This window comes from Microbacterium sp. YJN-G, from assembly GCF_015040615.1.
Lineage (GTDB): Bacteria > Actinomycetota > Actinomycetes > Actinomycetales > Microbacteriaceae > Microbacterium.
Window position 1 is genome coordinate 3403543 of the sequence record NZ_CP060402.1, and the last position, 25113, is coordinate 3428655.

Sequence of the window (25113 nt, forward strand, 5' to 3'; positions counted from 1 at the left end):
GGTTCACCCATGCCAGGAATCGTGATCGTCGGCGTCCAGTGGGGCGATGAGGGCAAGGGCAAGGCGACAGACCTGCTCGGCGAGCGCACCGACTGGGTCGTCAAGTTCAACGGCGGCAACAACGCCGGGCACACCGTCGTCGTCGGCGACGAGAAGTACGCCCTGCACCTGCTGCCATCGGGCATCCTCACCCCCGGCGTCAACGCCGTGATCGGCAACGGCGTCGTCGTCGACCTGGAGGTGCTGTTCCAGGAGCTCGAGGCGCTCTCGGCGCGCGGCGTCGACGTGTCGAAGCTGAAGGTCAGCGCCAACGCGCACATCATCACGCAGTACCACCGCACGCTCGACAAGGTCACCGAGCGCTTCCTCGGCAAGCGCAACATCGGCACCACCGGCCGCGGTATCGGCCCGGCCTACGCCGACAAGATCAACCGCGTCGGCATCCGAGTGCAGGACCTCTACGACGAGAACATCCTGCGGCAGAAGGTCGAGGGAGCCCTCGACCAGAAGAACCACCTGCTGGTGAAGGTGTTCAACCGCCGCGCCATCACCTGCGACGAGATCGTCGACGAGCTGCTCTCGTACGCCGAGCGGCTGCGTCCGATGGTCGCCGACACCGGTCACCTGGTCGACGAGGCGCTCAGCCGCGGTGAGGTCGTCGTCTTCGAGGGTGGCCAGGCCACCATGCTCGACGTCGACCACGGCACCTACCCGTTCGTCACCTCGTCCACCGCGACCGCCGCGGGTGCGGCAGCCGGGTCGGGCGTCGGCCCGAACCGCCTGGACCGCATCGTCGGCATCGTGAAGGCGTACACGACGCGCGTGGGCTCGGGTCCGTTCCCCACCGAGCTGCTCGACGAGATGGGCGAGTGGCTGCGCAAGACCGGTTTCGAGTACGGCACCACCACCGGTCGCCTGCGCCGCACCGGCTGGTACGACGCGCCGATCACCCGCTACGCGACCCGCGTGAACGGCATCACCGACCTGGTGCTCACCAAGCTCGACGTGCTCACCGGGCTCAAGCAGATCCCGGTCTGCGTGGCGTACGACGTCGACGGTGAGCGCTTCGACGACGTGCCGGTCAACCAGACCGACTTCCACCACGCGAAGCCGATCTACGAGTACTTCCCCGGCTGGAGTGAGGACATCTCCAAGGCGCGCTCGTTCGAGGACCTGCCGCAGAACGCGCAGGACTACGTGCTGACCCTCGAGAAGATGAGCAACACGCGCATCTCGGTCATCGGCGTCGGACCCGAGCGCGAGCAGGTCATCGTCCGCCACGACCTGCTCGACTAGGGCATTCCGGCCAACCCCACCCGTCTATATGGCGCTTACGCACGGTATCGGTGCCCTGAATCGGGATTATGCGCCATATAGACGAGAATTCGTGGAGGGATCAGCATGACGCGGTTCTGGGTCGGCGGCTACGGCGCCGACATGGACGGGGATGCCGAGGGCATCGGATACCTCGCCGTCGATGACGGCCGCGGACCATCGACCCTCCGGTGGCGCGGGGTGGCCGCGCCGGTGGCATCCCCCTCCTGGCTGGCCGCGCACCCGTCGCTCGACGTCGTCTACGCGGCGCTCGAGGGCGCCGGTGCGGTGCAGGCCTTCGCCCGCGCGGGGGAGACCACCCTGCGCGCGCTCGGGCCGGCCCTGCCGGCCGGCGACTCGGTCTGCCACCTCGCGGTCTCGCCCGTCGGACGCGCGCTGATCGCCAGCTGTTACGGCGACGGCCGGGTCGTGCGCTTCGGGATCGCCGCCGACGGATCGCTCGTCGCGGCGGCGCCCGACAAGGCGGCCGCGCTGCGCGCGGCGCTTTTCGGCGAGGAAGCGGAAGAACAGCGGGATGCCGCAGCGGCATCCGACCCGCACCCGACCCCCGCAGGCGAAGAGCCGCGGGTGTCGCACGCCCACGCCGCCGTCTTCCTGCCCGACGGGCGCATCGCGACCACCGACCTCGGCTTCGACCTGGTGCGCATCTGGCGCCCTTCGACCACCGGACTGACCATCGATCACGAGGTCGTGTTGCCGCGCGGCACGGGGCCGCGACACATGGTGCTGCATCCCAGCGGGCACCTGCACGTGGTCACCGAGTACTCCTGCGAGGTGTTCACCCTCGCCGCCGCGCGCGACGGACGCTGGGGGCTGGTCTCGGCGACGCCGGCCTCGCCCATCGCACAGATCGGCACCGACTTCCCGGCCGAGCTGGCTGTCGCGCGCGACGGGCACACCCTGTACACGGCACTGCGCGGCAGCAACACCCTCGCGGCGCTGCGCGTGAAGGATTCCGGCGGGGCCGTCGAGCCGTTCGCGCTCGCCGATTCGGGCGTCGACTGGCCGCGCCACCACCTCGTGCACGAGGGCGTGCTGCTCGTGGCGGGTCAGCGCTCCGGCACGGTGAGCGCCGTCGACCTCGACGAGCGCACCGGCGCTCCGCGCGAGGTGCGGCACGTGACCCCGGCCCCGACGCCGACGGTCATCCTGCCCATGCGCTGAGGCGGGTTCGCCGGCGACCGCGGTCGGGCGCGATCAGGCCCCGCGGATGGAAAACGCATATTCCCGGCACCCCGTGGCGACGTTTTCGATCCGTGAGCTCGCGCCGCGGATGCAGAACGCATGCTCGCGGCATCCCGTGGCGGCGTTTTCCATCCGTGACGGCGTGCAGCACCGGAGCATCCCAGCACCCTGCGCCCCCGCGCCCGGCCCCCGCACGAGTCGGCGCGTAGGCTCGGCCGCATGAGCGACGAATACGACCTGATCGTGCTGGGAGCGGGACCGGTCGGCGAGAACGTGGCCGACCGGGCGGTGCAGGGCGGGCTGACCGCCGTGATCATGGAGAGCGAGCTGGTCGGCGGCGAATGCTCGTACTGGGCGTGCACGCCGTCGAAGGCGCTGCTGCGTCCGGCGCAGGCGCTGCGCGCCGCCCAGCATGTGCGTGGCGTCACCGGCGGCGAGCTCGACCCGTCCGCCGTGCTCGCCCGCCGTGACTCCTTCACGGCCGGATGGTCGGATGCCGGGCAGGTCGACTGGCTGCGCAGCGCCGGGATCGACCTGGTGCGCGGTCACGGTCGCCTGACCGGGGAGCGCGAGGTCACGGTCGCCACCGACCAGGGCGAGCGGATGCTGCGTGCCCGGCACGCGGTCGCCGTCTGCACCGGCACGGATGCCGCGATCCCCGGCATCCCGGGCCTGGCCGAATCCGCACCGTGGACGAGCCGCGAAGCGACCAGCGCCGAGGAGGTGCCCGAATCGCTCGTGATCATCGGCGGGGGAGTGGTCGGGGTCGAGATGGCCACCGCCTACGCCGGACTCGGCTCAGCTGTCACCCTGCTCGCCCGCGGCGGGCTGCTCGAGCGCATGGAGCGCTTCGCCGGCGAACAGGTCGCCGAGGGACTGCGCGACCTCGGCGTCGACGTGCGCCTGCACACGACGACCGCCGAGGTGCGGCGCGACGCTGACGGCGTGACGGTGACCACCGGCGACGGCGAGTCGATCACGGCATCCGAGGTGCTCGCCGCCACCGGCCGCACCCCGCGCACCGGTGACATCGGGATCGAGACCGTGGGGCTGGAGCCCGGCCGGTCGATCGACGTCGACGACACGCTGCGGATACCCGGGGTGGACTGGCTGTACGCGGTCGGCGATGCTAACGGGCGCGCGCTGCTGACGCACCAGGGCAAGTACCAGGCCCGCGCGGCGGGCGATGTGATCGCGGCGCGCTCGCGCGGCGAGGTGATCGCCGACGACGCGTGGGGCCGGCACGTCGCGACGGCCGACCACTCCGCCGTGCCGCAGGTGGTCTTCTCCGCCCCGGAGGTCGCCTCGGTGGGGATGACGGCGGATGCTGCGCGCGAGGCAGGCCGTGCGACCGAGGTCGTCGATCACGACCTGGGCTCGGTCGCCGGTGCCGGACTGCACGCCGACGGCTACCGCGGCCAGGCGCGCATGGTCGTCGACACCGAGCGCGAGGTGGTGCTGGGCGTCACCTTCGTCGGAGCCGACGTGGCCGAGCTGCTGCAGGCGGCCACGTTCGTCGTCGCCGGCGAGGTGCCGATCAGCCGGCTCTGGCACGCGGTGCCGGCCTATCCGACGATGAGCGAGATCTGGCTGCGGCTGCTGGAGCGGTACGGGCGGCAGTCGGCCTGAGCGATCCGCTTCGGCGAGATCGGGGGTGCCGGGAAGTTTCCGCGATCCTCTCCGGTTGTCGGAGGAGTCCCCTACGCTCGAAGGGATGCCAGGAGGTACGTGCATGAGAGCTGTACTCGCAGCAACCGGGCCGTCGCGCGTTCGACACGCCCGCCCACAGTCGGCAGGCGCCGCGCAGAGCTGATGATCGAGTTCACTTCGGTTTCGAAGCGTTTTCCCGACGGCACCGTCGCCGTCGAGGACTTCAGCCTGGTGCTGCCTTCACGGAAGACGACGGTGCTGGTCGGGTCGTCCGGATCGGGCAAGACGACGCTGTTGCGCATGATCAACCGCATGGTCGAGCCCACCTCGGGAACGGTCGCCATCGACGGCGAGAGCGTGCTCGGCCGAGACCCCGTCGAGCTGCGCCGCGGCATCGGCTACGTGATGCAGAACTCCGGTCTCATGCCGCACTTCACGGTGATCGACAATGTCGCCACGGTGCTGCGGCTCAACGGGGTGAGTCGCCGCGATGCGCATGCCCGTGCCCGTGAGCTGCTCGACACTGTGGGCCTGGAGCACGGGCTCGCCGAGCGCTACCCGAGTCAGCTCTCCGGCGGACAGCAGCAGCGCGTCGGCGTCGCCCGCGGACTCGCCGCCGACCCGAACATCCTGCTGATGGACGAGCCGTTCGGCGCCGTCGACCCCATCGTCCGCGCCGACCTGCAGCAGGAGCTGATCCGCCTGCAGGTCGAGCTCGACAAGACCGTCGTGTTCGTCACACACGACATCGACGAGGCCTTCCTACTCGGCGACCAGGTCGTCATCCTCGACAAGGCGGCACGGATCGTGCAGGTCGGCAGCCCGAGCGAGATCATCGAGAACCCCGCCGACGAGTTCGTCGAGGCGTTCATCGGATCCGAACGCGGGCGGCGGGCGCTCACGCTCAAGCAGACGCCGCGCGGCACCGTCGTCGTCGACTCCGAAGGACGCACGCAGGGGGTACTGCGGGATGGTGTCGGGGCCCTTCGAGAGCCTCAGGGACCCAGCTCGAGCCAGGCGGCCGACTCGGCTGGGGCCCTTCGAGAGCCTCAGGGACCCAGCTCAGGCGAGGCGGCCCTTCGACAGGCTCAGGGACCCAGCTCGGCTCAGGGGTCCGGGGACGGCGGCTTGACGTGATCTGGGTCGGCGACAATCTGGATCTCATCCTGGAGCTCGCGCTCGTGCACCTGCGGCAGAGCGTGATCCCGATCGTGCTGGGACTGCTGCTGTCGATCCCGCTCGGCTGGGTCGCCTGGCGCTTCCGCCTGGTCCGCGGTCCGATCATCGTGCTCACCGGGCTGCTGTACACCATCCCCTCGCTCGCGCTGCTGATCCTCATGCCGGCGGTGATCGGCTACTCCGCCACCGAAGAGCCGAACCTCGTCATCGCTCTGACCATCTACGCGATCGCCATCCTCGTGCGCGCCGTCGCCGATGGGCTCGACTCGGTCGACGCCGACGTGCGACAGGCCGCCACCGCCATGGGCTACGCCGCCCCTCGCCGCTTCCTCGCCGTCGAACTGCCGCTCGCCGGCCCCGTGATCCTCGCCGGCCTGCGGGTCGCGGCCGTCAGCACGATCTCGCTGGCCACCGTCGGCATCCTGATCGGCGTCTCGAACCTCGGCTACCTGTTCACCAACGGGCTGCAGCGGCGCATCATCGCCGAGGTGCTCGCCGGGGTCGTCGCGGTGGTCGTCATCGCCCTGGTCGTCGACGGCCTGCTCGTGCTGCTCGGGCGGATGCTGATGCCCTGGACCCGCGCGACAGCCGGAGCTTCACGGCAGACGAGCGGAACCGCGAACTCCCGCCGGGCCGTGGTGAGGGCAGCCGCATGAACCTGTTCGCCGACGCCCTCGCCTGGCTGTTCTCCCCCGAACGGCTGCAGGGCCAGTACGCCCTGCCCGTGCTGCTCGGCGAGCACCTGTTCTACACCGTCATCTCCGTGGCCGTCGCCGCGGTCATCGCGCTGCCGGCCGGCTGGCTGATCGGCCACACCGGCAAGGGCCGCGAGATCGCCGTCGCGATCTCGGGCGCCGCCCGCGCGGTGCCGTCGTTCGGCCTGCTCGTGTTGCTGGTGCTCGTGCTCGGCGTCGTGCGCACCCCGCTGGCCGGGGTGATCACCTTCGTGCTGCTGGCGATCCCGTCACTGCTGGCCGGCGCGTACACCGGCTTCGAGGCCATCGACCGCCGCGTCATCGACGCCGCGAGAGCGATGGGCATGACCGAATGGCAGATCTTCACGAAGGTCGAGCTGCCGCTCGGGATGCCGCTGCTCGTCGGCGGCATCCGCTCGGCCCTGCTGCAGGTCATCGCGACCGTGACCATTGGCGCCTACGTCAATCTCGGCGGCCTCGGCTGGCCGATCATCCAGGGCATCCCGCTGCGCCGCTTCGACCAGGTGCTCGCCGGGGCACTGCTGGTCGCGCTGCTCGCCCTGATCGTCGACCTGCTGCTCGCGCTGGCACAGCGTGCCGTCGTCCCCGCCGGCATCGACACCGGTCCCGCCGGCGGCGACACCGGCGCCGCACCGACCCGCTCCGAACGGCGCGCCGCCCGCTCGGCGGCATCCGCCATCGCCTGACCGCACCGTCCCCAAGACGACACCGTCCCCAGAGAGAGGCACACCATGATCATCGCAAGGAAGTCCCGACTCGCCCTTGTCACCGGCGTCGCGCTGGCGGCGACGCTCGCGCTCGCCGGATGCGGCAGCAGCAACCCGCTCGAGGAGCCGACCGGCGACGACGGCGGCGACACCGCCGGTGACACGATCGTCGTCGGCTCGCAGGCCTACTACTCCAACGAGATCGTCGCCGAGGTCTACGCCCAGGCGCTCGAGAACGCCGGGTACACCGTCGACCGCAAGTTCAACGTCGGTCAGCGCGATGCGTACATGCCCGAGGTCGAGTCCGGCGCGATCGACCTGTTCCCCGAGTACACCGGCAACCTGCTGGAGTACTTCGACGCCGAGGCGACCGCCACGAGCCCCGACGACGTGTACGCGGCGCTGCAGGAGGCGCTGCCCGAGGGCCTCACCGCACTCGACTACGCCGAGGCCAGCGACCAGGACACCTACACGGTGCTGAAGTCGTTCGCCGACGAGAACGGCCTGGCCAGCATCGCCGACCTTTCGAAGCTGACCACCAAGCCGGTGCTGGGTGGCGCCCCCGAGCTCGAGCAGCGCCCGTATGGGCCGGCCGGCGCGAAGGAGATCTACGGCGTCGACCTGGGCTTCTCGGCCACCGCCGAGGGCACGCTCGACGCGCTGCTCGCAGGACAGGTGCAGGTGGCCGACATCTACACCGCGAGCCCCGCGTTCCAGACCGAGGAGATCGTCGCCCTCGAAGACCCCGAGAACATGATCCTCGCCTCGAACGTCGTGCCGATCGCCTCGAGCGACGTCGCCGACGGGATCGCCGAGGTCATCAACGCGATCAGCGCCCAGCTCGGCGCCGACGACCTCGTGGCGATGAACGTGCAGAGCACGGTCGATCAGGCCTCTGCCGAGGACATCGCCGCGCAGTGGCTGGAGGACAACGGCCTGCTCTGATCCGCATTACCCGCCAGGGCGCCGGGGTGCTCAGACCCGGGCGTCCTGGCGGGGGATGAAGATCTTGTTGATGATGATGAGGATCGACGCGGTCGCCGGCACGGCCACGAGCGCGCCGAGCAGGCCCAGCAGCGTGCCGCCGGCCAGGGCGCCGATCACGACGAGCAGCCCGGGCACCGAGACCGTGCGGTTCATCACCCGCGGGGTGAGCACGTACGCCTCGACCTGGATGTAGATCAGGTACACCACCCCGAAGATCAGGGCGTGCAGCGGGTTCGCGAGCACCGCCGTCAGCGTGCCGATCGCGAGGAACACCAGCGGCCCGACCAGCGGGATCAGCGTGACCAGGAACGCCACCACCGCCATCAGCGGCGGGAACGGCAGCCCCAGGATCAGATAGAGGATCAGCGCCATGACGGCGTTCGCGAAGGCGAGGATCACCATGCCCTGCACGTACCCGCCCACAGACTCGGTGATCTGGTCGACGATCTCGCGGATGCTCGTGCGGTGACGCGCGGGCGCCAGCCGCAGCATCGACGACGTGATGCCCGGCAGCCCGACGACGAAGTACAACGTCAGCACGAACACGATCACGAACGCCGAGATGCCCGCCGCGATCGACGTGCCGACCTTCAGCGCACCGCCGCCCAGAGCGGTCAGCGTCTTGCCGTCGGTGAGCAGCTTCTGGGCGTCGACGAGCAGCGAGTTGATCTGATCGCCGAACTGCTGCGTCAGGAACGCGTACAGATCGGTGAGCATGAACTCGTTCACCACCTTGGGCACCGACTCGACGAACGCGGCGATCTGCGAGATGACCAACGGCACGATCATGCCCAGCACCAGCCCGACCACCGCCACCAGCGCGACGATCACGATCGTGACGCTGAGTCCGCGTGACAGGCCACGACGCACCAGCAGCCGCACCGCCGGGTTCAGCCCGAGCGCGGCGAACAGGGCGAAGGCGACGTAGATCAGCACCGTCGACAGGCTCGTGAGCGCCAGGGCGAGCAGGAACGCCGCCAGACCGCCGAGGGTCAGCAGGAAGCCGAGCCGGAACGGCCGGTCCATCCGGGTCCAGATCGAGCGCCGCGGGCGCGGCGCATCCGACGGTGCGCGCGGCGCGTCGGCATCCGGCTCCACCACATCCTCAGTCACGTCCGTCACCGCATCCTCAGCCGCGTCGACCGACGCCGATTCGTCTGACGAGACCGTCACGGTGTCATCGGCCGGTTCGTCCGGCTGCGGGGAATGGTCTGCGCTCATGCGGAACACTCTATGGCCGCACACCGCCCGCACCCCGGCTATCGTGTAAACGCCGATCGACAGGAGGATCATGTCCGACGACGCCCCCGCGGAGCCGACCCGCGCCGACGAGGCACGCGCCGAGCTGCTGCGCCTGCGCGCCAGCATCGACAACATCGACGCGGCGCTGATCTTCCTGCTCGCCGAGCGGTTCCGCGCCACCCAGCAGGTCGGCCTGCTGAAGGCGACGCACCGGATGCCGGCATCCGATCCCGGTCGTGAGGAGCAGCAGGTCGCGCGCCTGCGCGCGCTCGCCGAAGACGCCCACCTCGACCCCGAGTTCGCCGAGAAGTGGTTCAACTTCGTCGTCGCCGAGGTCATCCGGCACCACACCGAGGCCGCCGAAGGGCGCTGACAGGCCGGCGCTGACGAGCGGATGCTGAGAGGCGGGGCGCCGCGATCCCCTCATCGCGGCACCCCATGACGGCGCCCTCCGTGCTCCCCAGTTGCCCGGACTCCGGGAAGGCCCCTGCCTCCCGTTCGCCTCTCATCCCCAGCGAAAGACTTGTCTCGGGCGCCGTCTATGGATCAGGAGCGGGCACCCCGCATCCTGATACATCCCCGCCGAAGAAATCTTGAGAAGTCTGCGTGACCCGGCGACCGGTGGGGTCAGAAGCCGTCGCCGTGGCAGTGCAGCGGCACGCGGATGCCGGTGTCGGCGGCGGCGTGGGCGAGCGCGACCGCCGGTGCGTCACCGGCGGCGATCCGCCCGTGCACGGCCGGCAGCAGCTGCGCCGCCTCGTCATCGGGCAGCAGCACGGGCGAGGCGATCACGCAGCGGGTTCCCGCATGCAACCACACCCGGGTCATGCCGAGCGCCTCCTCGTGCCAGCGCACCGTCGAGCGCCCGAGCTCGCAGGCCGAGAGCACCACGGTGTCGGGCGCCGTGCCGATCAGGTCGACGTCGTAACCGAACAGCACGCCGTCGGCGAGCTCGAGCCCCGAGAACATCGGGTTGTCGGCGCTGTGCCTGCCGTGCGCCGCGACGTGCAGCAGGTCCACGCCGCCGGCCAGGGCCGTGGCGGCGTCCACCGTCGCATCGGCGCCTGTGAGCACGGTCGCGTCGCGGTGCACGCCGGCGACCGCGCGGGCCTCGTCACCGGCGCGCGCGACACGCGGACCGACGATCACGCCGGTGCGGCGCAGCGGCCGCGCAGTCGCATCGAGCCACCGCGTCGCCGAGGCCGCGAGGGTGAACGGGATGCCGTGCAGGCTGGGCAGCAGCGCCCAGGGGATGCCGGTGAGCAGCCCGGGCACGCTGAGCACGAGCCGGCGTGCACCGGGGGCGTGCTCGAGAAGCGGCCGCAGCAGCTCGTCGTCGAGCCGCGCCAGCCGCTCGTCGAGCGCACGGCCGACGACCGCGGCCATCGGGGTGCCGCGGGTCATGGCCGAGGCGTTCAGATCGGCGCGCAGGCCGTCCAGCAGCGGCCGCACCCGGTCGCCGTTCAGCCGCACCAGTTCGGCGGCATCCCGGGTGGCGACGACCGCGCACAGCGCATCGCCGGTGTGCACCCAGGTGAGCGTCGCGACATCGGGGTCGAGCCGTCCGCGCAGCTCGGTCAGCGTGGTGCGCCGCCCCGCGCCGGTTCCTGCGGTCGAGCTCCACTGCCGCTCGCGCACCCGGTCGCGCACCGCGCGCACGCGAGGGTCGGTCATCCAGTCCGCGCCGGCGAGGTCGGCGCGCAGCATCCGCAATTCGGCGAGATCGGATGCCGCTGCGGGGTCGTGCGGCGGCCGCACCGGCACCACCTGCAGGCTGAGGTGGCGGGCGCGCTCGCCCCACTCGAACAGCACCGCCGGGTCGTCGGAGCAGTTGGCGGCGGCCAGCCCCGCGGCCAGCAGCCCGGTGCCGTGCATCGTGACGGACGCCTGCAGGTCGAGCGCCCCGAAGGCGCCCTGCCACGAGTCGAACAGGTCGAGCCCCTCGGCGGACAGGCGCCGGGCCACGGCGGGCCGGTCGGCGGCCAGGGCACGCGCGGCGCGCACCTCGAACGACCTCAGCCGGATCGGCGTCGGAGCGTCGGTGCGGATGCGCAGCGGCGGTCGGCTCGGATCGGCGAGCTGGGCGCCCAGCGCGGCGCCGGTCGCCTCGGCGCCGAGCCCGACCGCGCGCAGGCGGCGGGCAGCGTCGTCGTAGTCCTCCGCCGACGGGATGCGGCCGGCGAGCCGGCGCGCCTCCAGCTCGACGGATGCCGCGCGCGCGGCCCAGCCCTCGCTGTTCAGACCCTCGAACCGGCGTCGTGACAGCCGTGCGGTCCGCAGCGCCGCCGCCGGATCGTGCCGCAGCTGCGAGCGGGCGAGCTGGAACTCGGCCTCGCCGCGAGCCTGCCGCATCCGCTGCGCACCGAAGCGTGCCGCCACCTCGGTCAGCAGGGCTTCGGCCTCGTCTGTCAGACCGGCATCGCGCAGCACCTCGGCCCTGTCGAGGTCGGCGATCGCGGTGCTGAGCGCGCTGGTCTCGACGAACACCGGCCGCGAGCGCATCATCAGCGCCAGAGCGGTGACCAGGTCGCCGCGCAGCAGGGCGGTGTAGCCGAGGTTGTGTCGTGCCTCGGCCGCGGCCTCGTGATCGCCGAGCCCGTCGTACAGCGCGACGGCGGTCTCGAGGTCGGCGGTCGCGCCGTCGAGGTCGTGGCGCTGCATGCGGGCCATGGATCGGCTCATGAGGCACGTGGCCTGCTCGGCGGGGGAGTCGTGCATGCCGGTGATGGCCTCGGTGAGCCAGGATTCGGCGTCGTCGACCCGGCCGGCGTGCATGAGCAGCGTTCCCAGCTGTCCGGCGAGCACGGCACGCGTGCCGTCGCTGAGAGAGGGATGCTCGAGCGCCTCACGGCACATCCGCTCGGCGGCCTCGGGCTCGCCGGTCTGACCGAGCACATACGCGAGGGTGCCCGCGATGCGGCCGCGCAGGTCGGCGTCGTCGGTGCGCGCCGCCGCGGTCGTCAGGGTGCGCGTCGCGCGCGCGAAGTGGCGACGATTCGCCTCGTCCACTCCCCGCCGATGGAGCTCTGCCGCATCCCCACGCACCCTCTCAGCATGTCGTGCGCGCATCGCGCACGCCACCTCGATTGCGAAGCGTGCGTCATGGGGATGCGGTAGGCCGCCACCCGTGCCGGCGGGCGCCGCCGTCAGCGCACTGTCGGACGCCGCCCGGTGCCGGTGTCAGCGCACCGGATCGGGCAGCCCGTCGAGCACCTCCGTGACCGCGCGGCGGATCGCCTTCTGCGACGGACTGCCGCCCTTGGCCATCAGTGGACCCAGCTTCGCGGCGATCCGCCCCGCGACGAACGGTGCCGCGAACGAGGTGCCGCTCCACACCGAGAACCCGCCGCGGTAGTCGTCGGGATCGACGGTCTCGCGCGGCAGTCCGTCGAAGTCCGACCGGGTGGCCGCCTGCGTGCCGCCGGTGAACGGTGGCGTCGTGCTGACCACCAGCGTGCCCGGGGCGTACACGCGCACCCACGGTCCCAAGTTCGAGAACAGGGCGACCGAGCGACCGGACGGGTTCAGGGCGCCGACCGACACCAGCGGTGCCGCGTCGTCGCGGCCGATTCCGTTGTCGCCGCCCGGCCACGCCCACAGTGAGGCGGGGAACGCCGGACGGTCGATCGCGTCGTTGCCGGCCGAGCACACCACGACCACGCCCAGCTCGCGGGCGCTGCGCAGCAGCTCGTAGAGAGTGCGCGAGAACAGTCCGTCGGTCGGGGTCTCGTGGTAGTAGCCCAGCGACAGGCTGAGCACGTCGATCGGATGCCCGGTGCGAGAGTCGGCGGTGTTGCGCCGCTTCAGCTCGATCACGTCGCTCAGTGCGAGCAGGAACGCGCTCTCGTCCACGACGCCGAGTGACCCTGCCACCCGGATCGCGAGGATGTCGGCATCCGGGGCCGTCTGCCTGACCAGCCCCGCGATGAAGGTGCCGTGACCGGCGACCGCGTCGATCTCACCGTCGAGCTGACCGTACAGATCGGGGTAGCGCTCGGGGTCGTCATGGCCGGTGAGCCCGATCGGCACGCCGTCGAGCTCCACGTGCCGGTTGACGATGTCATCCGGCAGCCAGTCGTGCTCACTGCATCCGGTGTCGAGCACCGCGACGACCGGGCGCCGCCCGCGCTTCGGGTCCGCACCGCGGGCCGGCGCGGCGCCGATCCAGGCGACCGGCTGGCGGGCACCCCGGCCCGGCTCGAGGTAGTCGTCGGTGCCGACCGGGCCCTGCCCGCGAACCGGGTTGGTGCGGCTGAACGGGTTCGTGCGGCTGAAGGGATTCGTGCGGCTGAACGGGTTGAGTCCGACCGGGTCGACCGCCAGCACGTGCTCCAGCCCGGCGCGCGGCATCGTCGTCTGCGAGATGCGGCGCGCTCGCTGCAGCACCCGCCACGCGTCCGGCGGGGCCGGCGACTCGCCGCGCCCCGCCTCGTCGGGCGTCGTCAGCAGCACACGCAGCAGGCCCGGCACCCCCGGCGCGAGCTCACGGGCGCCGCGTGCGTCCACGCGGCGCCCATCGGCGTTTGCGGTCTTCGCCGCGGGATCGGCCGGCACGACCTCGATCCGCCAGCCGAACGAGCCCGCCGCCTCGGCGATCGTCTTCAGGTCGCGATCCATCGCCTCGTCGTCACCGGACTCCGCGGCCGTCAGCAGCAGCCGGTCCGGCAGATACGCCGTCGGATACGCGCGCACGCCGGGCATCGGATCGACACTCGGATCCAGCGCCGCGCCGCGCGGAATCGATCCCTCCGCACGGTCCTGCCACGTCCACCCTGTGGGCTGCTCCATCGTCCACCCTCCTCCCGGGCCGCCGCGGCGGCACCGTCATGACCCCGTCGCGGCCGCGACGTCGTCCCTCTCCGCTTGCGGGCATCCTCTCCGCTTGCGCGGATCACACCTCGAACTGCGGGGTGGCGAAGACGCGCTCGCCGTCGTCACCCGACACGGTCAGGCGCACCCGGCACAGGCCGGGCGGTACCCCGTCGAACGCGAACCGGCCGTGCTCTCCCGGCTCGGCGGACCGCGATCGCTCACCCTGCTCCAGCACGATGCCGGTCACCGCCACGTCGACCCAGCCGTCCACGCGTCGCTGCCCGTTCCCCGGCCCGGCCCCCGACCCCTTCCCCGAGCCGGACCCCTTCCCCGAGCCGGACCCCTTCCCCGAGCCGGAGATGTGCAGCAGCACCGTCATCCTGCCGTCGCTGAACTGCAGGATCATCGTCTCGGCATCGCCGCGCACGGCCGCCGTGGCGTCCTCGACGAGGGTGAGCAGCGCGTACTCCCGGGCGATGTCGTCGGATGCCACCGCCGCGACCATCCGGTCGACCAGGTCGGCCGGCACCGGGTCGTGCTCCTCCCACGTCGTGCGCAGGGCGGCGATCAGTGCGTCGTCGTCGAGGTCGCGCTCCGATCCGCTCATGTCGCCACCTCCTCGAGAAGTCCGCGCAGCTTGGTCAGGCACCGCTTGCGGGTCGGTCCGATGCTGCCCACCGGCATCGCGAGCTCGCCGGCCAGGCGGGCGTAGTCGGGGCGATCGTCGAAGGCGACCACGCGCAGCAGCCGCTGGCAACGGTCGTCGAGTCGCTGCACGGCCGACCAGAGCCGGTTGCGCTGATCGCCGGCGACCGCGGTGTCCTCGGCCGAGGGGGCGACGGGGAGCAGCGGCTCCAGGCTCGTGTCGTCGACGGCATCCGCCCGGCGCTGCGCGCCGCTGGTGCGCCAGGCCTCGCGACGTGCGGTGGTGGTCAGCCAGGCGGCGACCGCCGCCGGCTCCGAGATCGCGTCGCCGGTGCGCACCAGCCGAAGCCAGGTGGTCTGGATGACGTCCTCTGTCAGGGCGCGGTCGATGCCCGCGGCGCGCACCACGTGCCAGAGCACGGGGGTCATCAGACGGACGAGGTCATCCATCGCCCGCGCGTCGCCATCGCGCCACGCACGGAACAGGTCCGCCGCACGCTGCCACCGGCTGCGCGCGGGGGTCTGCTCGGCGCTGCCATCGGGAGTGGCCTCGCTCATGGAGATCATTGTCGTCACACTTGACAGGAGCGGGCAAGCATCCGGGTGATACATGACCGCGCGCAGCACTCGACAGTCCGACGAATGGATGCAATAATTTGAGCGTTATCGTCAGATAACGATCAAAAGAATGCAGTCGGTTTCCCGCCCTGCGATCCCGCCCGAGGAGCAGACATGACCCACGCCGCCGGCGCGCACATGCGCGCGGAACTCACCTCCCAGCCCGAGACCTGGGCCCGCGCGGCCGGAATGGGCGCCGAGCAGGCGCTGCTGCCGGCAGCAGGATCCCGCATCGCCGTCGTCGGCTGCGGCACCTCGTGGTTCATGGCGCAGTCCTACGCCGCGCTGCGCGAGTCGGCCGGGCACGGCGAGACCGACGCGTTCACGGCATCCGAGTTCCCGTTCGGACGCGAGTACGACGCGATCGTCGCGCTCACCCGTTCGGGCACGACCACCGAGGTGCTCGAGCTCACCGAGCGGGTCAAGGGCAGCATACCCGTGGTCGCCGTGCTCGGCGATGACACCTCTCCGCTGGTCGACCTCGCCGACAGCGTCATCGCGCTGCCGTTCGCCGACGAGAAGTCTGTCGTGCAGACCCGGTTCGCGACCACCGCGCTGGCGCTGTTCCGCGCCTCGCTCGGCGAGTCGCTGGATGCCGCGATCGCCGACGCGCAGGCCGTGCTCGACGGCGAGGACGACGCAGCGCTCGGCGAGGCCGAGCAGTACAGCTTCCTCGGCCTGGGCTGGACCATCGGTCTTGCCCATGAGGCGGCGCTGAAGATGCGTGAGTCGTCGCAGTCGTGGACCGAGTCGTACACCGCCATGGAGTACCGCCACGGTCCGATCGCCATCGCCGCGCCCGGTCGCATCACCTGGCAGTTCGGCCGTGCGCCCGGGGGGCTCGAGGCGCAGGTGACCGCCACCGGAGCGCGCTTCGTGCAGCACCCGATCGACCCGATGGCCGACCTGGTGTGCCTGCACCGCGTGGCGCTCGACCGCGCCGTGGGCCGCGGGCTCGACCCCGACCAGCCGCGCAACCTCACCCGCTCGGTCATCCTCGACGACTGACGTCATGACCGAGCACGGCAGGAGTCCGGATGCCGCGGACGCGCCCGATCGCCCGGCGGCGATCGGCGCCGGTGCGCCGGTGCTCGCCTTCGATGTGGGCGGGACCGACATCAAGTCGGCGCTGTTCGACGCGGACGGCACAGCTCTCGGGCTGCGCCGCACGGCCACTCCGGCGGGCGGCGCCGACAGTCCGGCGCGGCTGATCCGGCGCCTGGCCGAGCTGGCCGACGAGCTGCGGGCGCAGCATCCGGACATCGAGCCGCAGGCCGTCGGGGTCGTCGTGCCCGGGATCGTGGATGCCGAGAACGGGATCGGCGTGTTCAGCAGCAACCTGGGCTGGCGCGACGCGCCGATGCGCGACCTCATCGCCGACCGGTTCGGGCTGCCTGTCGCCTTCGACCACGACGTCCGCTCGGCCAGCTGGGCCGAGCACGCGCTCGGCGGCGCTCGCGAGTACCGCGACCTGGTCGTGATGATCATCGGCACCGGCATCGCCGGCGCCATGCTCGTCGACGGCCGCCCCTACACCGCAGGCGGGTACGCCGGTGAGGTGGGCCACTCGCCGATCGGGGAGTGGCCGTGCCCGTGCGGCGCCCGCGGATGCCTCGAGGCCATCGCCTCGGCCGGCGCGATCGCCCGCCGCTACACCGAGGCGACCGGCACGCCCGTCGCCGGGGCGCGCGAGGTCATCGCCCGCGCAGGCGAGGGGGATGCCGCCGCCCGGCGCGTCTGGGACGAGGCGCTCGACGCGCTCACACTGTCGATCGCGCAGCTGACGGCCGTGTTCGCGCCGCAGGCGGTCGTGATCGGCGGCGGGCTGTCCCGCGCCGGCGGCGCCCTGTTCGACGAGCTGCGCTCACGGCTCGCGGAGCGGCTCAGCTTCCACCGCATCCCCGCACTCGTGCCGGCCGAGCTCTCCGGCGACGCAGGGCTGCTGGGATCCGCCCTGCTCGCACGCGCGGCGGCGCGGGCCGCGGAGGAGCACGCATGAACCCTGCGCACGTCCGTCGGCACAGTCTCGCGCGCGGCCGTCGGAACAGTACGGCGCACGCCCGTGGCCACAGTACGGATGCACGACCCGGGAACGGATGCAAGACCGGCTGGGCGAATGCATCGTGCATCCGTACCCGCATCGTGCAGGTGCGCCGAGCGCAGGCAGGCGCGGCATGATCATCACCGTCACCCCGAACCCGGCTCTTGACCTCACCTGGCACGTCGCCGAGATCGTGCACGGCGGCACGCACCGCGCCGAGGCCGGTCGGGCGCGTGCCGGTGGCAAGGGCCTGAACGTCGCCCGCGTCGCGCACGCCCAGGGCGCGCCGGTCACGGCCATCACCACCGCCGGCGGCGCGACAGGCGAGGAGTTCGCGGCAGAGCTGGATGCGGCCGGAGTGCCGCATGTGCTCGTGCCGGTCACGGCATCCACCCGCCGCAGTATCGCCCTCGTCGACGAAACGCGCGGCGACACCACCATCGTGAACGAGTACGGTGTCGCCCCGTCGGATGCCGAATGGGGTGCGTTGCAGGATGCCGTCGGCGACGCGCTGGCGGATGCGGCGGGGGTGCTGGTCATCTCGGGCAGCCTGCCGCCCGGTGCACCTGACGGCCTGCTACCGGCGCTCATCGCGCAGGGCCGCGAAGCCGGGGCGATCGTGATCGCCGACACCTCGGGGCCCGCGCTGCTCGCGGCGGCCGATGCCGGAGCATCCGTGCTCAAGCCGAACGAGCACGAACTGCGTGAGGCGACCGGCTTCGAAGACCCGGTCGACGGCGCCCGCGAACTGCTGCGCCGCGGAGCCGAAGTCGTGCTGGTCTCGCTCGGAGCCGAGGGGATGCTGGCCGTCTCCGCGGCATCCGGATCTCCCGCGCCGGAGGTGCGCGTGCTGCACGCCCGCCTGCACACGGCACTGGCCGGCAACCCGACCGGCGCCGGCGATGCCGGGGTCGCCGCGTGCGCGGTGCTGATGGATGCCGGCATCCGCGACCCCGAGCAGATCCTGCGCCGTGCGACGGCCTGGTCGGCCGCTGCCGTGCTCATGCCGCTCGCCGGCGACATCCACCCGACCTGGCCCGACCTCGAGGCCGCCGTGACCGTCACCACCGTCCGCCCATCCCGCGAGACTTCTCATTGCGCACGAGACAGGGTCCCTGGCGTGCAGTCTCATGCTGAAGCAGAAGTCTCGGCGGGCAGCCGCCCCGCATCCGACCCGAAGGATTCCCGATGACCCTCGTCTCCGCCCGCGACCTCATGCGCGCGTCCGCCGCCGCCGGCACCGGCATCGGCGCGTTCAACGTGATCCACCTCGAGACGGCCGAGGCGCTGGTGGCGGCATCCGAGCGCGCGCAGCTGCCGGTCATCCTGCAGATCTCGCAGAACTGCGCCGACTACCATGGCGGCCTCGAGCCGATCGGATGGGCCACCCTCGCGATCGCCCGCCGCGCCGCCACCCCCGTCGCCGTGCACCTCGACCACGCCGAGCGCCCTGAGCTGGTCGACGAGGCCATCGCGCTCGGCTTCGGATCAGTGATGTTCGACGGCGGCAGGCTCGACTACGAGGAGAACGTCGCGCTCACCGCCGATGTCGCCGGCCGCGCCCGCGCCGCCGGGGTGTACATCGAGGCCGAGCTCGGCGAGGTCGGCGGCAAGGACGGCGCCCACGCGCCCGGCGTGCGCACCGACCCCGACGAGGCGCGCGCCTTCGTCGAGGCCACCGGCGTCGACTCGCTCGCGGTCGCCGTCGGCTCATCGCACGCGATGCTCGACCGCTCGGCATCCCTCGACATCGAACTGATCGGCCGGTTGCGCGACGCGCTGCGCGGCGTCGGTCGCACCGGTGGCGACGTTCCGCTGGTGCTGCACGGCTCGTCGGGCGTCGCCGACGGGGTGATCGTGGATGCCGTTCGCGCCGGGATGACGAAGATCAACGTGTCCACGCACCTGAACGGGTTCTTCACCCGTGCGATCCGGTCGACGCTCGAGGCCGACGAGAAGCTCGTCGACTCGCGCAAGTACCTCCGTCCCGCCCGCGAGGCGGTCGCCGTGGAGGCGGCCCGGATGCTGCGCCTGTTCGCGCTCGCCGACGCCGGTGGCGACGTCGCGGCCGCCGCGCGTACCCACCAGAATTGAATCGATGAACCGCGCCGGCCGTCTCACCGCCATCCTCGATCTGCTCGCCGAGCAGGGCGAGGTGACCGTCGAGCAGCTCGTCGACCGGTTCGGGGCATCCGCCGCCACCACCCGACGCGACCTCGACAGCCTCGCCGAGCGGCGTCTGCTCACCCGGACCCACGGAGGCGCCGTCGCGCAGTCGGTCGCCTACGAGCTGCCGATCCGCTATCGCAGCCACCTCGGCACCGGTGCGAAGGAGCGGATCGCGGCTGCGGCATCCGCTCTGGTCTCGCCGGGTCAGGTGGTCGGACTCTCCGGCGGCACGACGACCAACGCGATCGCGACGGCGCTCGCCGCCCGCGATGATTTCGCTGTGCACGGGCTCACCGTCGTCACCAACGCCGTGAACATCGCCGCGCAGCTGGCCATGCGTCCGGAGTTCAAGGTCGTCGTCACCGGCGGGGTGATCCACCCGCGCAGCTTCGAACTCGTCGGACCGTTCGTGGAGCAGCTGCTGCGCGGCATCCGGCTCGATGTGGCGTTCATCGGCGTCAACGGACTCTCGGCGGAGTCGGGCGCGACCACGCACGACGAGGCCGAGGCGGCCGTGAACCGCATGATGGCGCAGCGCGCCGAGCGTGCGTACGTGGTCGCCGATTCCTCGAAGCTCGGTCGTGCGGCGTTCGCGCACGTCGGCGGGCCCGAGCTGTTCCCGACGGTGCTGACGGATGCCGGCGTCGCCGACGCCGACCGTGCCGCGCTGACGGATGCCGGCTATGAGGTGCGCGCGGACGACTGACGCGTCGTCGGTGAGTCGGCGCGAGGAGACGGCGCGAGACGGCGCAACGAGGCGTAGCCGAGCTAGAGGCCTCGCGACCCCGCCGCCTGGGCGAAGATCAGGCTCGTGCTGGTGGATGCCACCTCGGGCTGCAGGCTGATCGTGTCGGACACCAGTTCGCGCAGCGCGCCGGCATCCGGAACCGCGACGTGCACGAGGAAGTCCCGGTCGCCGGCGAGGAAGTACACCCGCTGCGTCGCCGGCAGCTCCTCGAGGTAGGTCTGGAAGCGGCGCAGGTCGCCGCGGGCGTGCGCATGCAGCCGGATCGTGATCAGCGCCTCGAGGTGCAGCCCGATCGCGGCCAGCGAGATCTCGGCGTGGAAACCGACGATGACACCCTCTGCCTGAAGGGCTCGCACCCGCTTCAGGCACGTCGATTCGGCGATGCCGGCGCGCGCCGCGAGCTCGGTGTTCGAGAGCCGTCCGTTGCGGCTGAGCTCGGAGAGGATCCGCCGGTCGACGGCATCCAATCCGGCCTCAGAGCCTGAGGGCCGAGAGGGGGTCGAAGAATCGGATACCGGCATGCTCTCTTCCTCGGTTTTCGCGCAGATTCTGCGGGTCAAGCGCCAATTCTATGTAGGATCTTCGGCGCTGCATCCGCAGGCACTCGGGATCTGCATAATCGGGAGTAGGAGGGGCCTTTGCGCGCCCCGCTGTCACAGGAGGTCGCAATGACGCGCACCATCGTCGTCGGAGCCGGCATGGTCGGACTCGCCACGGCGTGGCATCTGCAGGAGCGCGGTGTCGATGTCACCGTCATCGATCGCGTCGGCGTCGCCGCCGGATCGTCGTGGGGCAACGCCGGCTGGCTCACACCAGGCAAGACGATACCGCTCGCCGACACCGGCCTGTGGACCTACGGACCGAAGGCGCTGCTCGACCCGGATGCCGCCCTGCACGTGCCGTTCCGCGTCGACGCCGGCCTGTGGTCGTTCCTCGCCCAGTTCGCCGCGCACGGCACCAACCGTGCGTGGGATCGCACCATGGCATCCCTCACCCCGATCGACAAGATGGCGCTGGAGTGCTTCGACGAGCTGATCGAGGGCGGCGTCGAGTCGTGGACCCGCGAGGGTCCGTTCGTGATCGGCTTCAAGGAGAAGGATCACGCGAAGGGCTTCCTGCACGAGATCGAGGGCGTCATCCGCCACGGCCAGGACGTCCCGTTCGAGCCGCTGGAGAACCCGCGCGAGCTGGCGCCGGTGCTCTCGGATGCCGTGCGCCACGCCTACCGTCTCGATGGGCAGCGCTACTTCGAGCCGGCGCCGTTCGTCGAGGCGCTCGGCCAGGCGGTCGTCGACCGCGGCGCCGAACTGATCACCGGCGTCGAGGTCACCGACGTCTCGTCGACCCGGATGCCCGTGGTCACCCTGTCGAACGGCGAGCGGATGCAGGCCGACTCGGTCGTCATCGCCACCGGAGCCTGGATGCCGCGCCTGGCACGGCGGCTCGGAGTGCGCACCCGCGTGCAGGCGGGCCGCGGATACTCGTTCACGGTCGAGACCGAGAAGCCTCAGGAGCACCCGGTCTACCTGCCGTACCAGCGCATCGCCTGCACCCCGTATCAGGGGCGCTTCCGCATCGCCGGCACCATGGAGTTCCGCCGCCCGGACGAGCCGTTCCAGCCGCGCCGCATCCAGGCGATCATCACCCAGGCGCGTGAGCTGTTCCAGGGGATCGACCTCGACGACCGTCAGGACGAGTGGGTCGGGTCGCGTCCGGTCACGCCGGACGGGCTGCCGCTGGTCGGCGCGACGCAGGCGCCGAACGTGTACGTCGCCGGCGGTCACGGCATGTGGGGCATCGTGCTCGGCCCCGCCACCGGCAAGCTGCTCGCCGAGCAGATCGTGACCGGTGACGTGCACGCTGCGATCGCCCCCTTCGACCCGCTGCGCTGAGCGCCGCCTGCCGCGGTGCTGCCCGCGGTGCGCCGCGCGGATGGAAACCGCCGGTTCCCGGGCATCCGGGCCGACGTCTTCCATCCGTGAGGTGATCGGGACCCACGCAGGCCGTCGACGCCCCGCTCCCCGGGATCACCCGCCCCTCGCTCCCGTATGAGTTTGTGCCGCCCGATCTCGATCCACGCGGCACAAACTCATACGGGAGCAGTAGGCGGTTCGCGTCGGACGTCAGGCGAATCGGCGCGCGTGCGCCGACCAGCCGGCCTCGGCGGGCAGAGCACGAAGACCGGCGGTGGCGCCGGCGAGCAGCACCGAGACGAGACACAGCGCGGATGCCGTGATCAGCGTGCCGTCGCGTCCTGCCCACGCGAGACCGAACCCGGCGATCAGCGGCGCCACCGGCAATGCACCCATGCCGAGCACGGCGCTCGCGCTGTTCGCACGGCCCAGCAGCTCGGTCGGCGTCGCGACCATGAAGTATCCGACCAGGGCGGCGTTCACCGCGGGGATGAAGAACACCGTCACGCCCAGCACGATCGCGAGCGGCAGCGGATCGTGCACGGGGATCATGCCCGTCACCCCCGCCGTCGACACCGCCAGCCCGGCGATGATCACGACACCGGCACGCACCCTCGCCACCAGCATCGGGGCGATCAGCGCACCGACGAGCATCGCGATGCCGGCGCCGGTCGAGAGCAGGCCTATCGTGATGGTCGACTGACCCGCCTGCTGCAGGGCGTAGATCACGCAGGTCAGCGCAGTGCTGAAGCCGAGGTTGATGATCGTCGCGACGAACAGCGCGCCGCGCAGGTCGGGACGTGAGAACAGCCACACGAAGCCCTCGCGCACCTCACGCAGGGCATTCGGTTTTCCGACGGCGACGGCAGCCGCGACGATGCCGACATCGGATGCCGCGGCATCCGCTGATCCGTCCGGGGCGTCGCTGTCGACCGGTGCCGCGCCTGTGCCTGCCGGCGCCGCGTCTTCACCGGACGGCGCGGAGCGCTGCAGCATCCATGCCGCGACGGCCGCGATCGTGTGGCACACGGCCATCGCGATGCCGATCATCCAGGCTCCGGCTGCGAGCAGGACGCCGCCGAGCGGACCGCCGGCGAGCTGCAGCACGGCGTCCCGACCCTGGTTGGCGGCTTGCGCGCGACCCATCGCCTCGTCAGGCACGATCTCCTTCAGCGCGCTCTCTCCGGCGATGTCGAAGAGGCCGGTGCGGGCCGCGAGCAGTGCGTCGACGACGAGCAGGGTCACGAAGGTGAGCGCGTCGCCGAGGGCGAGCATCGTGAAGGCGGCGGCGAGAGCGATGCCGATCGCCGAGCCCAGCACCATCATCGCGATGCGGCGGTGCCGGTCGGCGAGCACGCCGCCGTAGATGGTCGTGAACAGACGCGTCGTCATGCCGACGGCGCTGATGATGCCCGCCTGCGCCGGGTCGTTCGTGACGAACAGGGCGACGAGCGGGATCGCGAAGCCGAACAGTGCACTCGCGAGTCCTTTGGCAGTGTCGCTGATCAGCCAGCCGATGTAGCGGCCGTTGCGAGCGAGGCTGTGCGCCGGGGCGATCGTGGCCATGACGTCGATGCTAGATGCGCACGATCAGTTGCGCAAGTAACCGTGCGCAATCAATGGTGCGCGATTTCCAGCGCGGATATGATCGGGGCATGGCCGACGAAGAGACCGCGAAGCGTGGGCGCCACGACGAGAAGCACGCGACGACCGCGATGCTCAGGGCCTACTCCCACCCGCTGCGTCGCCGGCTGACGCGCGCCGTCGCGGCACGCGGCCACGCACGCGCCGCCGACCTGGCCGCCGACCTCGGCGTTCCCGCTAACAGCGTGAGCTTCCACCTGCGCGTGCTGGCGGACGCCGGGCTCATCGAAGAAGCTCCCGAGTACGCCCGCGACAAGCGCGACCGGGTCTGGAAGGGCGTCGAGGGGGCGTGGACGGTCGGGTCGCCCGAGCATCCGGTCGAGGACGAGGTGCTCGGTACCGCGCTGATGGCCGCGCTGGCCGAAGATCACATCGCGATGATGCGACGGGTGGTGGCGTGGGCCGCCGAGTACGTCTCGGGTCGGGATGCCGCGACGCACGGCGAGTTCTCGCAGCGCAACCTGCGGCTGACCGAGGCCGAGTTCGACGAGCTGATCCGCCGCGTCAATGAGGCGATCGCGGAGATCACCGAGGCGCACGATCCCGAGGATCCCGACTCGCGGTTGTGGAGCCTCGACATCGTCGCCGCCGACGACACGATCTGATCGGAGGCCGGCGCGGGTCTCCTACTTGTAGAACCCCTCGCGCAGGTTGATGCCGTGCTCGACCCACGCCTTCAGTGCGGCGAGCATCCCGGTCCAGCCCTCGCAGTTGCCGAACGCGCTCTTCGCGCCGGCATCCGTCGCCTGCCACGAGCTCTCGGTGATCGTGACGAGGGTGCGTGCCCCGTCGTCGATCGGCGCGAACTCGAAGATCGTGCGCGTGCGGCCGCTCTCGGAGGCGGTGTGCTCGCCACTCCACTCGATCACGATGCGCCGGGACGGGTCGGCCTCGACGACGGTGACCGGGAAGCGCCCGGGGAAGTCGGCGAAGTCCCAGGTGACATCGGCGCCCGGTTCGAGTCGGCCGCGGGCGCCCCCGGTGGTGAAGTAGCGCGAGAGCTGGGCGGGGTCGGCGACGGCCTCGTACACCTCTGCGGCGGGGCGGGCCACGCGGCCCGACACGGTGAAGGCCAGTTCGGTGAGCTGGTCAGACATGTTGTAAGATTACAACATGTCATCGCAGGAGGGAACAGCCGACGACGATCTCGTCTTCAAGGCCCTGGCGGCTCCGGTGAGAAGACGGATGCTGGATGCGCTGCGTCCAGGCGAGCTCACCACCGGCGACTTGTGCGCGCACTTTCCCGAACTCGACCGCACCACGGTGCTGCAGCATCTGCGCGTGCTCGAGCGTGCCGAACTCGTGATCGGCCGCCGCGTCGGCCGGGAGCGCCGGCTGTCGCTGGCGCCGCTGCCGATCAAGCGGATCTACGACCGCTGGATCGGCGACTACGCGCGTGCCGCGGTCGAACTGCTCGACGACCTCGACCGGCGAGACGCCTGAGACCTCAGCATCCGGATCCGCCGCATCCGCCCCACGACGCAAGGAGGACGTCGGCGCAGGCCGACGTCCTCCCCTCACA

At 71.5% G+C, this 25113-nt stretch carries 24 protein-coding genes; 16 read left to right on the forward strand and 8 right to left on the reverse strand.

Annotation, left to right across the window (positions count from 1 at the left end; genetic code table 11):
• The first annotated feature begins 9 nt into the window (after positions 1–9).
• The 7 genes from H7694_RS16395 (at position 10) to H7694_RS16425 (ending at position 7717) form a co-directional block, all read left to right on the forward strand.
• Entirely contained in the window at positions 10–1296 is a 1287-nt protein-coding gene (locus H7694_RS16395; RefSeq protein ID WP_193597491.1) for an adenylosuccinate synthase, read from the forward strand.
• 105 nt (positions 1297–1401) lie between these two features.
• Positions 1402–2499, forward strand: a complete 1098-nt coding sequence (locus tag H7694_RS16400; protein WP_193597492.1) for a lactonase family protein — start codon at positions 1402–1404, stop codon at positions 2497–2499.
• A gap of 240 nt (positions 2500–2739) precedes the next feature.
• Entirely contained in the window at positions 2740–4149 is a 1410-nt protein-coding gene (locus H7694_RS16405; protein ID WP_193597493.1) for a dihydrolipoyl dehydrogenase family protein, read from the forward strand.
• A 183-nt stretch (positions 4150–4332) separates the two neighbouring features.
• The gene (locus H7694_RS16410; RefSeq protein ID WP_193597494.1) at positions 4333–5307 is read left to right on the forward strand and encodes an ABC transporter ATP-binding protein; all 975 of its coding nucleotides are present in this window, start codon (positions 4333–4335) and stop codon (positions 5305–5307) included.
• The gene (locus H7694_RS16415) at positions 5304–6005 is read left to right on the forward strand and encodes an ABC transporter permease (protein ID WP_193597495.1); all 702 of its coding nucleotides are present in this window, start codon (positions 5304–5306) and stop codon (positions 6003–6005) included. The genes H7694_RS16410 and H7694_RS16415 overlap by 4 nt, the downstream gene beginning before the upstream one ends.
• Positions 6002–6751, forward strand: coding sequence for an ABC transporter permease (locus tag H7694_RS16420; RefSeq protein ID WP_193597496.1), 750 nt, complete (start codon positions 6002–6004; stop codon positions 6749–6751). The genes H7694_RS16415 and H7694_RS16420 overlap by 4 nt, the downstream gene beginning before the upstream one ends.
• 45 nt (positions 6752–6796) lie before the next feature.
• Positions 6797–7717, forward strand: coding sequence for an ABC transporter substrate-binding protein (locus tag H7694_RS16425; RefSeq protein ID WP_193597497.1), 921 nt, complete (start codon positions 6797–6799; stop codon positions 7715–7717).
• A gap of 30 nt (positions 7718–7747) precedes the next feature.
• Here H7694_RS16425 and H7694_RS16430 read toward each other — a convergent pair whose 3' ends face one another.
• A complete protein-coding gene (locus tag H7694_RS16430) occupies positions 7748–8980 on the reverse strand; it encodes an AI-2E family transporter (RefSeq protein ID WP_193597498.1) in 1233 nt (410 codons plus the stop codon).
• 70 nt (positions 8981–9050) lie between these two features.
• Here H7694_RS16430 and H7694_RS16435 point away from each other — a divergent pair, with 70 nt between their 5' ends.
• Positions 9051–9374 carry a chorismate mutase gene (locus H7694_RS16435; protein ID WP_193597499.1) on the forward strand — a complete coding sequence of 108 codons (324 nt, stop codon included), beginning with the start codon at positions 9051–9053 and terminating at the stop codon, positions 9372–9374.
• Positions 9375–9628: 254 nt separating this feature from the next.
• Here the strand turns inward: H7694_RS16435 and H7694_RS16440 are convergent, their stop codons facing one another.
• The 4 genes from H7694_RS16440 to H7694_RS16455 all read right to left on the reverse strand — a co-directional run bounded on the left by H7694_RS16440 (position 9629) and on the right by H7694_RS16455 (position 15016).
• Complete coding sequence (locus H7694_RS16440; RefSeq protein WP_193597500.1) at positions 9629–12010, reverse strand: CHAT domain-containing protein; 2382 nt, start codon at positions 12008–12010, stop codon at positions 9629–9631.
• Between the two features lie 171 nt (positions 12011–12181).
• Positions 12182–13789: a S8/S53 family peptidase gene (locus H7694_RS16445; protein WP_193597501.1), complete on the reverse strand. Its 1608-nt coding sequence runs from the start codon at positions 13787–13789 to the stop codon at positions 12182–12184.
• Between the two features lie 103 nt (positions 13790–13892).
• Entirely contained in the window at positions 13893–14420 is a 528-nt protein-coding gene (locus tag H7694_RS16450) for a hypothetical protein (RefSeq protein ID WP_193597502.1), read from the reverse strand.
• Positions 14417–15016 (reverse strand): RNA polymerase sigma factor, encoded by a 600-nt coding sequence (locus H7694_RS16455; RefSeq protein WP_227468191.1) that lies wholly within the window; start codon positions 15014–15016, stop codon positions 14417–14419. Before H7694_RS16455 ends, H7694_RS16450 begins: the two co-directional genes overlap by 4 nt.
• Before the next feature lie 174 nt (positions 15017–15190).
• Here H7694_RS16455 and H7694_RS16460 point away from each other — a divergent pair, with 174 nt between their 5' ends.
• From H7694_RS16460 to H7694_RS16480, 5 genes are all read left to right on the forward strand, one after another.
• Positions 15191–16084: an SIS domain-containing protein gene (locus H7694_RS16460; RefSeq protein ID WP_193597504.1), complete on the forward strand. Its 894-nt coding sequence runs from the start codon at positions 15191–15193 to the stop codon at positions 16082–16084.
• A gap of 4 nt (positions 16085–16088) precedes the next feature.
• Complete coding sequence (locus tag H7694_RS16465) at positions 16089–17075, forward strand: ROK family protein (RefSeq protein WP_193597505.1); 987 nt, start codon at positions 16089–16091, stop codon at positions 17073–17075.
• Positions 17076–17250: 175 nt separating this feature from the next.
• A complete protein-coding gene (locus H7694_RS16470; RefSeq protein ID WP_193597506.1) occupies positions 17251–18309 on the forward strand; it encodes a 1-phosphofructokinase family hexose kinase in 1059 nt (352 codons plus the stop codon).
• Positions 18306–19211: a class II fructose-bisphosphate aldolase gene (locus tag H7694_RS16475; protein ID WP_193597507.1), complete on the forward strand. Its 906-nt coding sequence runs from the start codon at positions 18306–18308 to the stop codon at positions 19209–19211. Before H7694_RS16470 ends, H7694_RS16475 begins: the two co-directional genes overlap by 4 nt.
• Positions 19212–19215: 4 nt before the next feature.
• Positions 19216–19992, forward strand: coding sequence for a DeoR/GlpR family DNA-binding transcription regulator (locus H7694_RS16480; RefSeq protein ID WP_193597508.1), 777 nt, complete (start codon positions 19216–19218; stop codon positions 19990–19992).
• 62 nt (positions 19993–20054) lie between these two features.
• Here H7694_RS16480 and H7694_RS16485 read toward each other — a convergent pair whose 3' ends face one another.
• The gene (locus H7694_RS16485; protein ID WP_227468192.1) at positions 20055–20594 is read right to left on the reverse strand and encodes an Lrp/AsnC family transcriptional regulator; all 540 of its coding nucleotides are present in this window, start codon (positions 20592–20594) and stop codon (positions 20055–20057) included.
• A 108-nt stretch (positions 20595–20702) separates the two neighbouring features.
• Between H7694_RS16485 and H7694_RS16490 the strand changes: the two genes are divergently transcribed.
• Positions 20703–21926 carry an NAD(P)/FAD-dependent oxidoreductase gene (locus H7694_RS16490; protein WP_193597510.1) on the forward strand — a complete coding sequence of 408 codons (1224 nt, stop codon included), beginning with the start codon at positions 20703–20705 and terminating at the stop codon, positions 21924–21926.
• Between the two features lie 231 nt (positions 21927–22157).
• Here H7694_RS16490 and H7694_RS16495 read toward each other — a convergent pair whose 3' ends face one another.
• Positions 22158–23513, reverse strand: a complete 1356-nt coding sequence (locus H7694_RS16495) for an MFS transporter (RefSeq protein ID WP_193597511.1) — start codon at positions 23511–23513, stop codon at positions 22158–22160.
• 89 nt (positions 23514–23602) lie between these two features.
• On the opposite strand from H7694_RS16495, the gene H7694_RS16500 reads away from it, so the two are divergent.
• Positions 23603–24196, forward strand: coding sequence for a winged helix-turn-helix domain-containing protein (locus tag H7694_RS16500; protein ID WP_193597512.1), 594 nt, complete (start codon positions 23603–23605; stop codon positions 24194–24196).
• Positions 24197–24217: 21 nt separating this feature from the next.
• Here H7694_RS16500 and H7694_RS16505 read toward each other — a convergent pair whose 3' ends face one another.
• Positions 24218–24688, reverse strand: coding sequence for an SRPBCC family protein (locus H7694_RS16505; protein ID WP_193597513.1), 471 nt, complete (start codon positions 24686–24688; stop codon positions 24218–24220).
• A gap of 16 nt (positions 24689–24704) precedes the next feature.
• Here H7694_RS16505 and H7694_RS16510 point away from each other — a divergent pair, with 16 nt between their 5' ends.
• Positions 24705–25034: an ArsR/SmtB family transcription factor gene (locus tag H7694_RS16510; protein WP_193597514.1), complete on the forward strand. Its 330-nt coding sequence runs from the start codon at positions 24705–24707 to the stop codon at positions 25032–25034.
• The last annotated feature ends 79 nt before the right edge of the window (positions 25035–25113 follow it).

What these genes read in the sequence shown, in the direction of transcription:
- H7694_RS16480 (WP_193597508.1), top strand. Translation starts at nt 19,216, where the DNA reads ATGAACCGCGCCGGCCGTCTCACCGCCATCCTCGATCTGCTCGCCGAG.
- H7694_RS16400 (WP_193597492.1), top strand. Translation starts at nt 1,402, where the DNA reads ATGACGCGGTTCTGGGTCGGCGGCTACGGCGCCGACATGGACGGGGAT.
- H7694_RS16500 (WP_193597512.1), top strand. Translation starts at nt 23,603, where the DNA reads ATGGCCGACGAAGAGACCGCGAAGCGTGGGCGCCACGACGAGAAGCAC.
- H7694_RS16510 (WP_193597514.1), top strand. Translation starts at nt 24,705, where the DNA reads ATGTCATCGCAGGAGGGAACAGCCGACGACGATCTCGTCTTCAAGGCC.
- H7694_RS16450 (WP_193597502.1), bottom strand. Translation starts at nt 14,420, where the DNA reads ATGAGCGGATCGGAGCGCGACCTCGACGACGACGCACTGATCGCCGCC.
- H7694_RS16420 (WP_193597496.1), top strand. Translation starts at nt 6,002, where the DNA reads ATGAACCTGTTCGCCGACGCCCTCGCCTGGCTGTTCTCCCCCGAACGG.
- H7694_RS16405 (WP_193597493.1), top strand. Translation starts at nt 2,740, where the DNA reads ATGAGCGACGAATACGACCTGATCGTGCTGGGAGCGGGACCGGTCGGC.
- H7694_RS16435 (WP_193597499.1), top strand. Translation starts at nt 9,051, where the DNA reads ATGTCCGACGACGCCCCCGCGGAGCCGACCCGCGCCGACGAGGCACGC.
- H7694_RS16430 (WP_193597498.1), bottom strand. Translation starts at nt 8,980, where the DNA reads ATGAGCGCAGACCATTCCCCGCAGCCGGACGAACCGGCCGATGACACC.
- H7694_RS16475 (WP_193597507.1), top strand. Translation starts at nt 18,306, where the DNA reads ATGACCCTCGTCTCCGCCCGCGACCTCATGCGCGCGTCCGCCGCCGCC.
- H7694_RS16410 (WP_193597494.1), top strand. Translation starts at nt 4,333, where the DNA reads ATGATCGAGTTCACTTCGGTTTCGAAGCGTTTTCCCGACGGCACCGTC.
- H7694_RS16395 (WP_193597491.1), top strand. Translation starts at nt 10, where the DNA reads ATGCCAGGAATCGTGATCGTCGGCGTCCAGTGGGGCGATGAGGGCAAG.
- H7694_RS16495 (WP_193597511.1), bottom strand. Translation starts at nt 23,513, where the DNA reads ATGGCCACGATCGCCCCGGCGCACAGCCTCGCTCGCAACGGCCGCTAC.
- H7694_RS16455 (WP_227468191.1), bottom strand. Translation starts at nt 15,016, where the DNA reads ATGAGCGAGGCCACTCCCGATGGCAGCGCCGAGCAGACCCCCGCGCGC.
- H7694_RS16490 (WP_193597510.1), top strand. Translation starts at nt 20,703, where the DNA reads ATGACGCGCACCATCGTCGTCGGAGCCGGCATGGTCGGACTCGCCACG.
- H7694_RS16445 (WP_193597501.1), bottom strand. Translation starts at nt 13,789, where the DNA reads ATGGAGCAGCCCACAGGGTGGACGTGGCAGGACCGTGCGGAGGGATCG.
- H7694_RS16505 (WP_193597513.1), bottom strand. Translation starts at nt 24,688, where the DNA reads ATGTCTGACCAGCTCACCGAACTGGCCTTCACCGTGTCGGGCCGCGTG.
- H7694_RS16470 (WP_193597506.1), top strand. Translation starts at nt 17,251, where the DNA reads ATGATCATCACCGTCACCCCGAACCCGGCTCTTGACCTCACCTGGCAC.
- H7694_RS16425 (WP_193597497.1), top strand. Translation starts at nt 6,797, where the DNA reads ATGATCATCGCAAGGAAGTCCCGACTCGCCCTTGTCACCGGCGTCGCG.
- H7694_RS16465 (WP_193597505.1), top strand. Translation starts at nt 16,089, where the DNA reads ATGACCGAGCACGGCAGGAGTCCGGATGCCGCGGACGCGCCCGATCGC.
- H7694_RS16460 (WP_193597504.1), top strand. Translation starts at nt 15,191, where the DNA reads ATGACCCACGCCGCCGGCGCGCACATGCGCGCGGAACTCACCTCCCAG.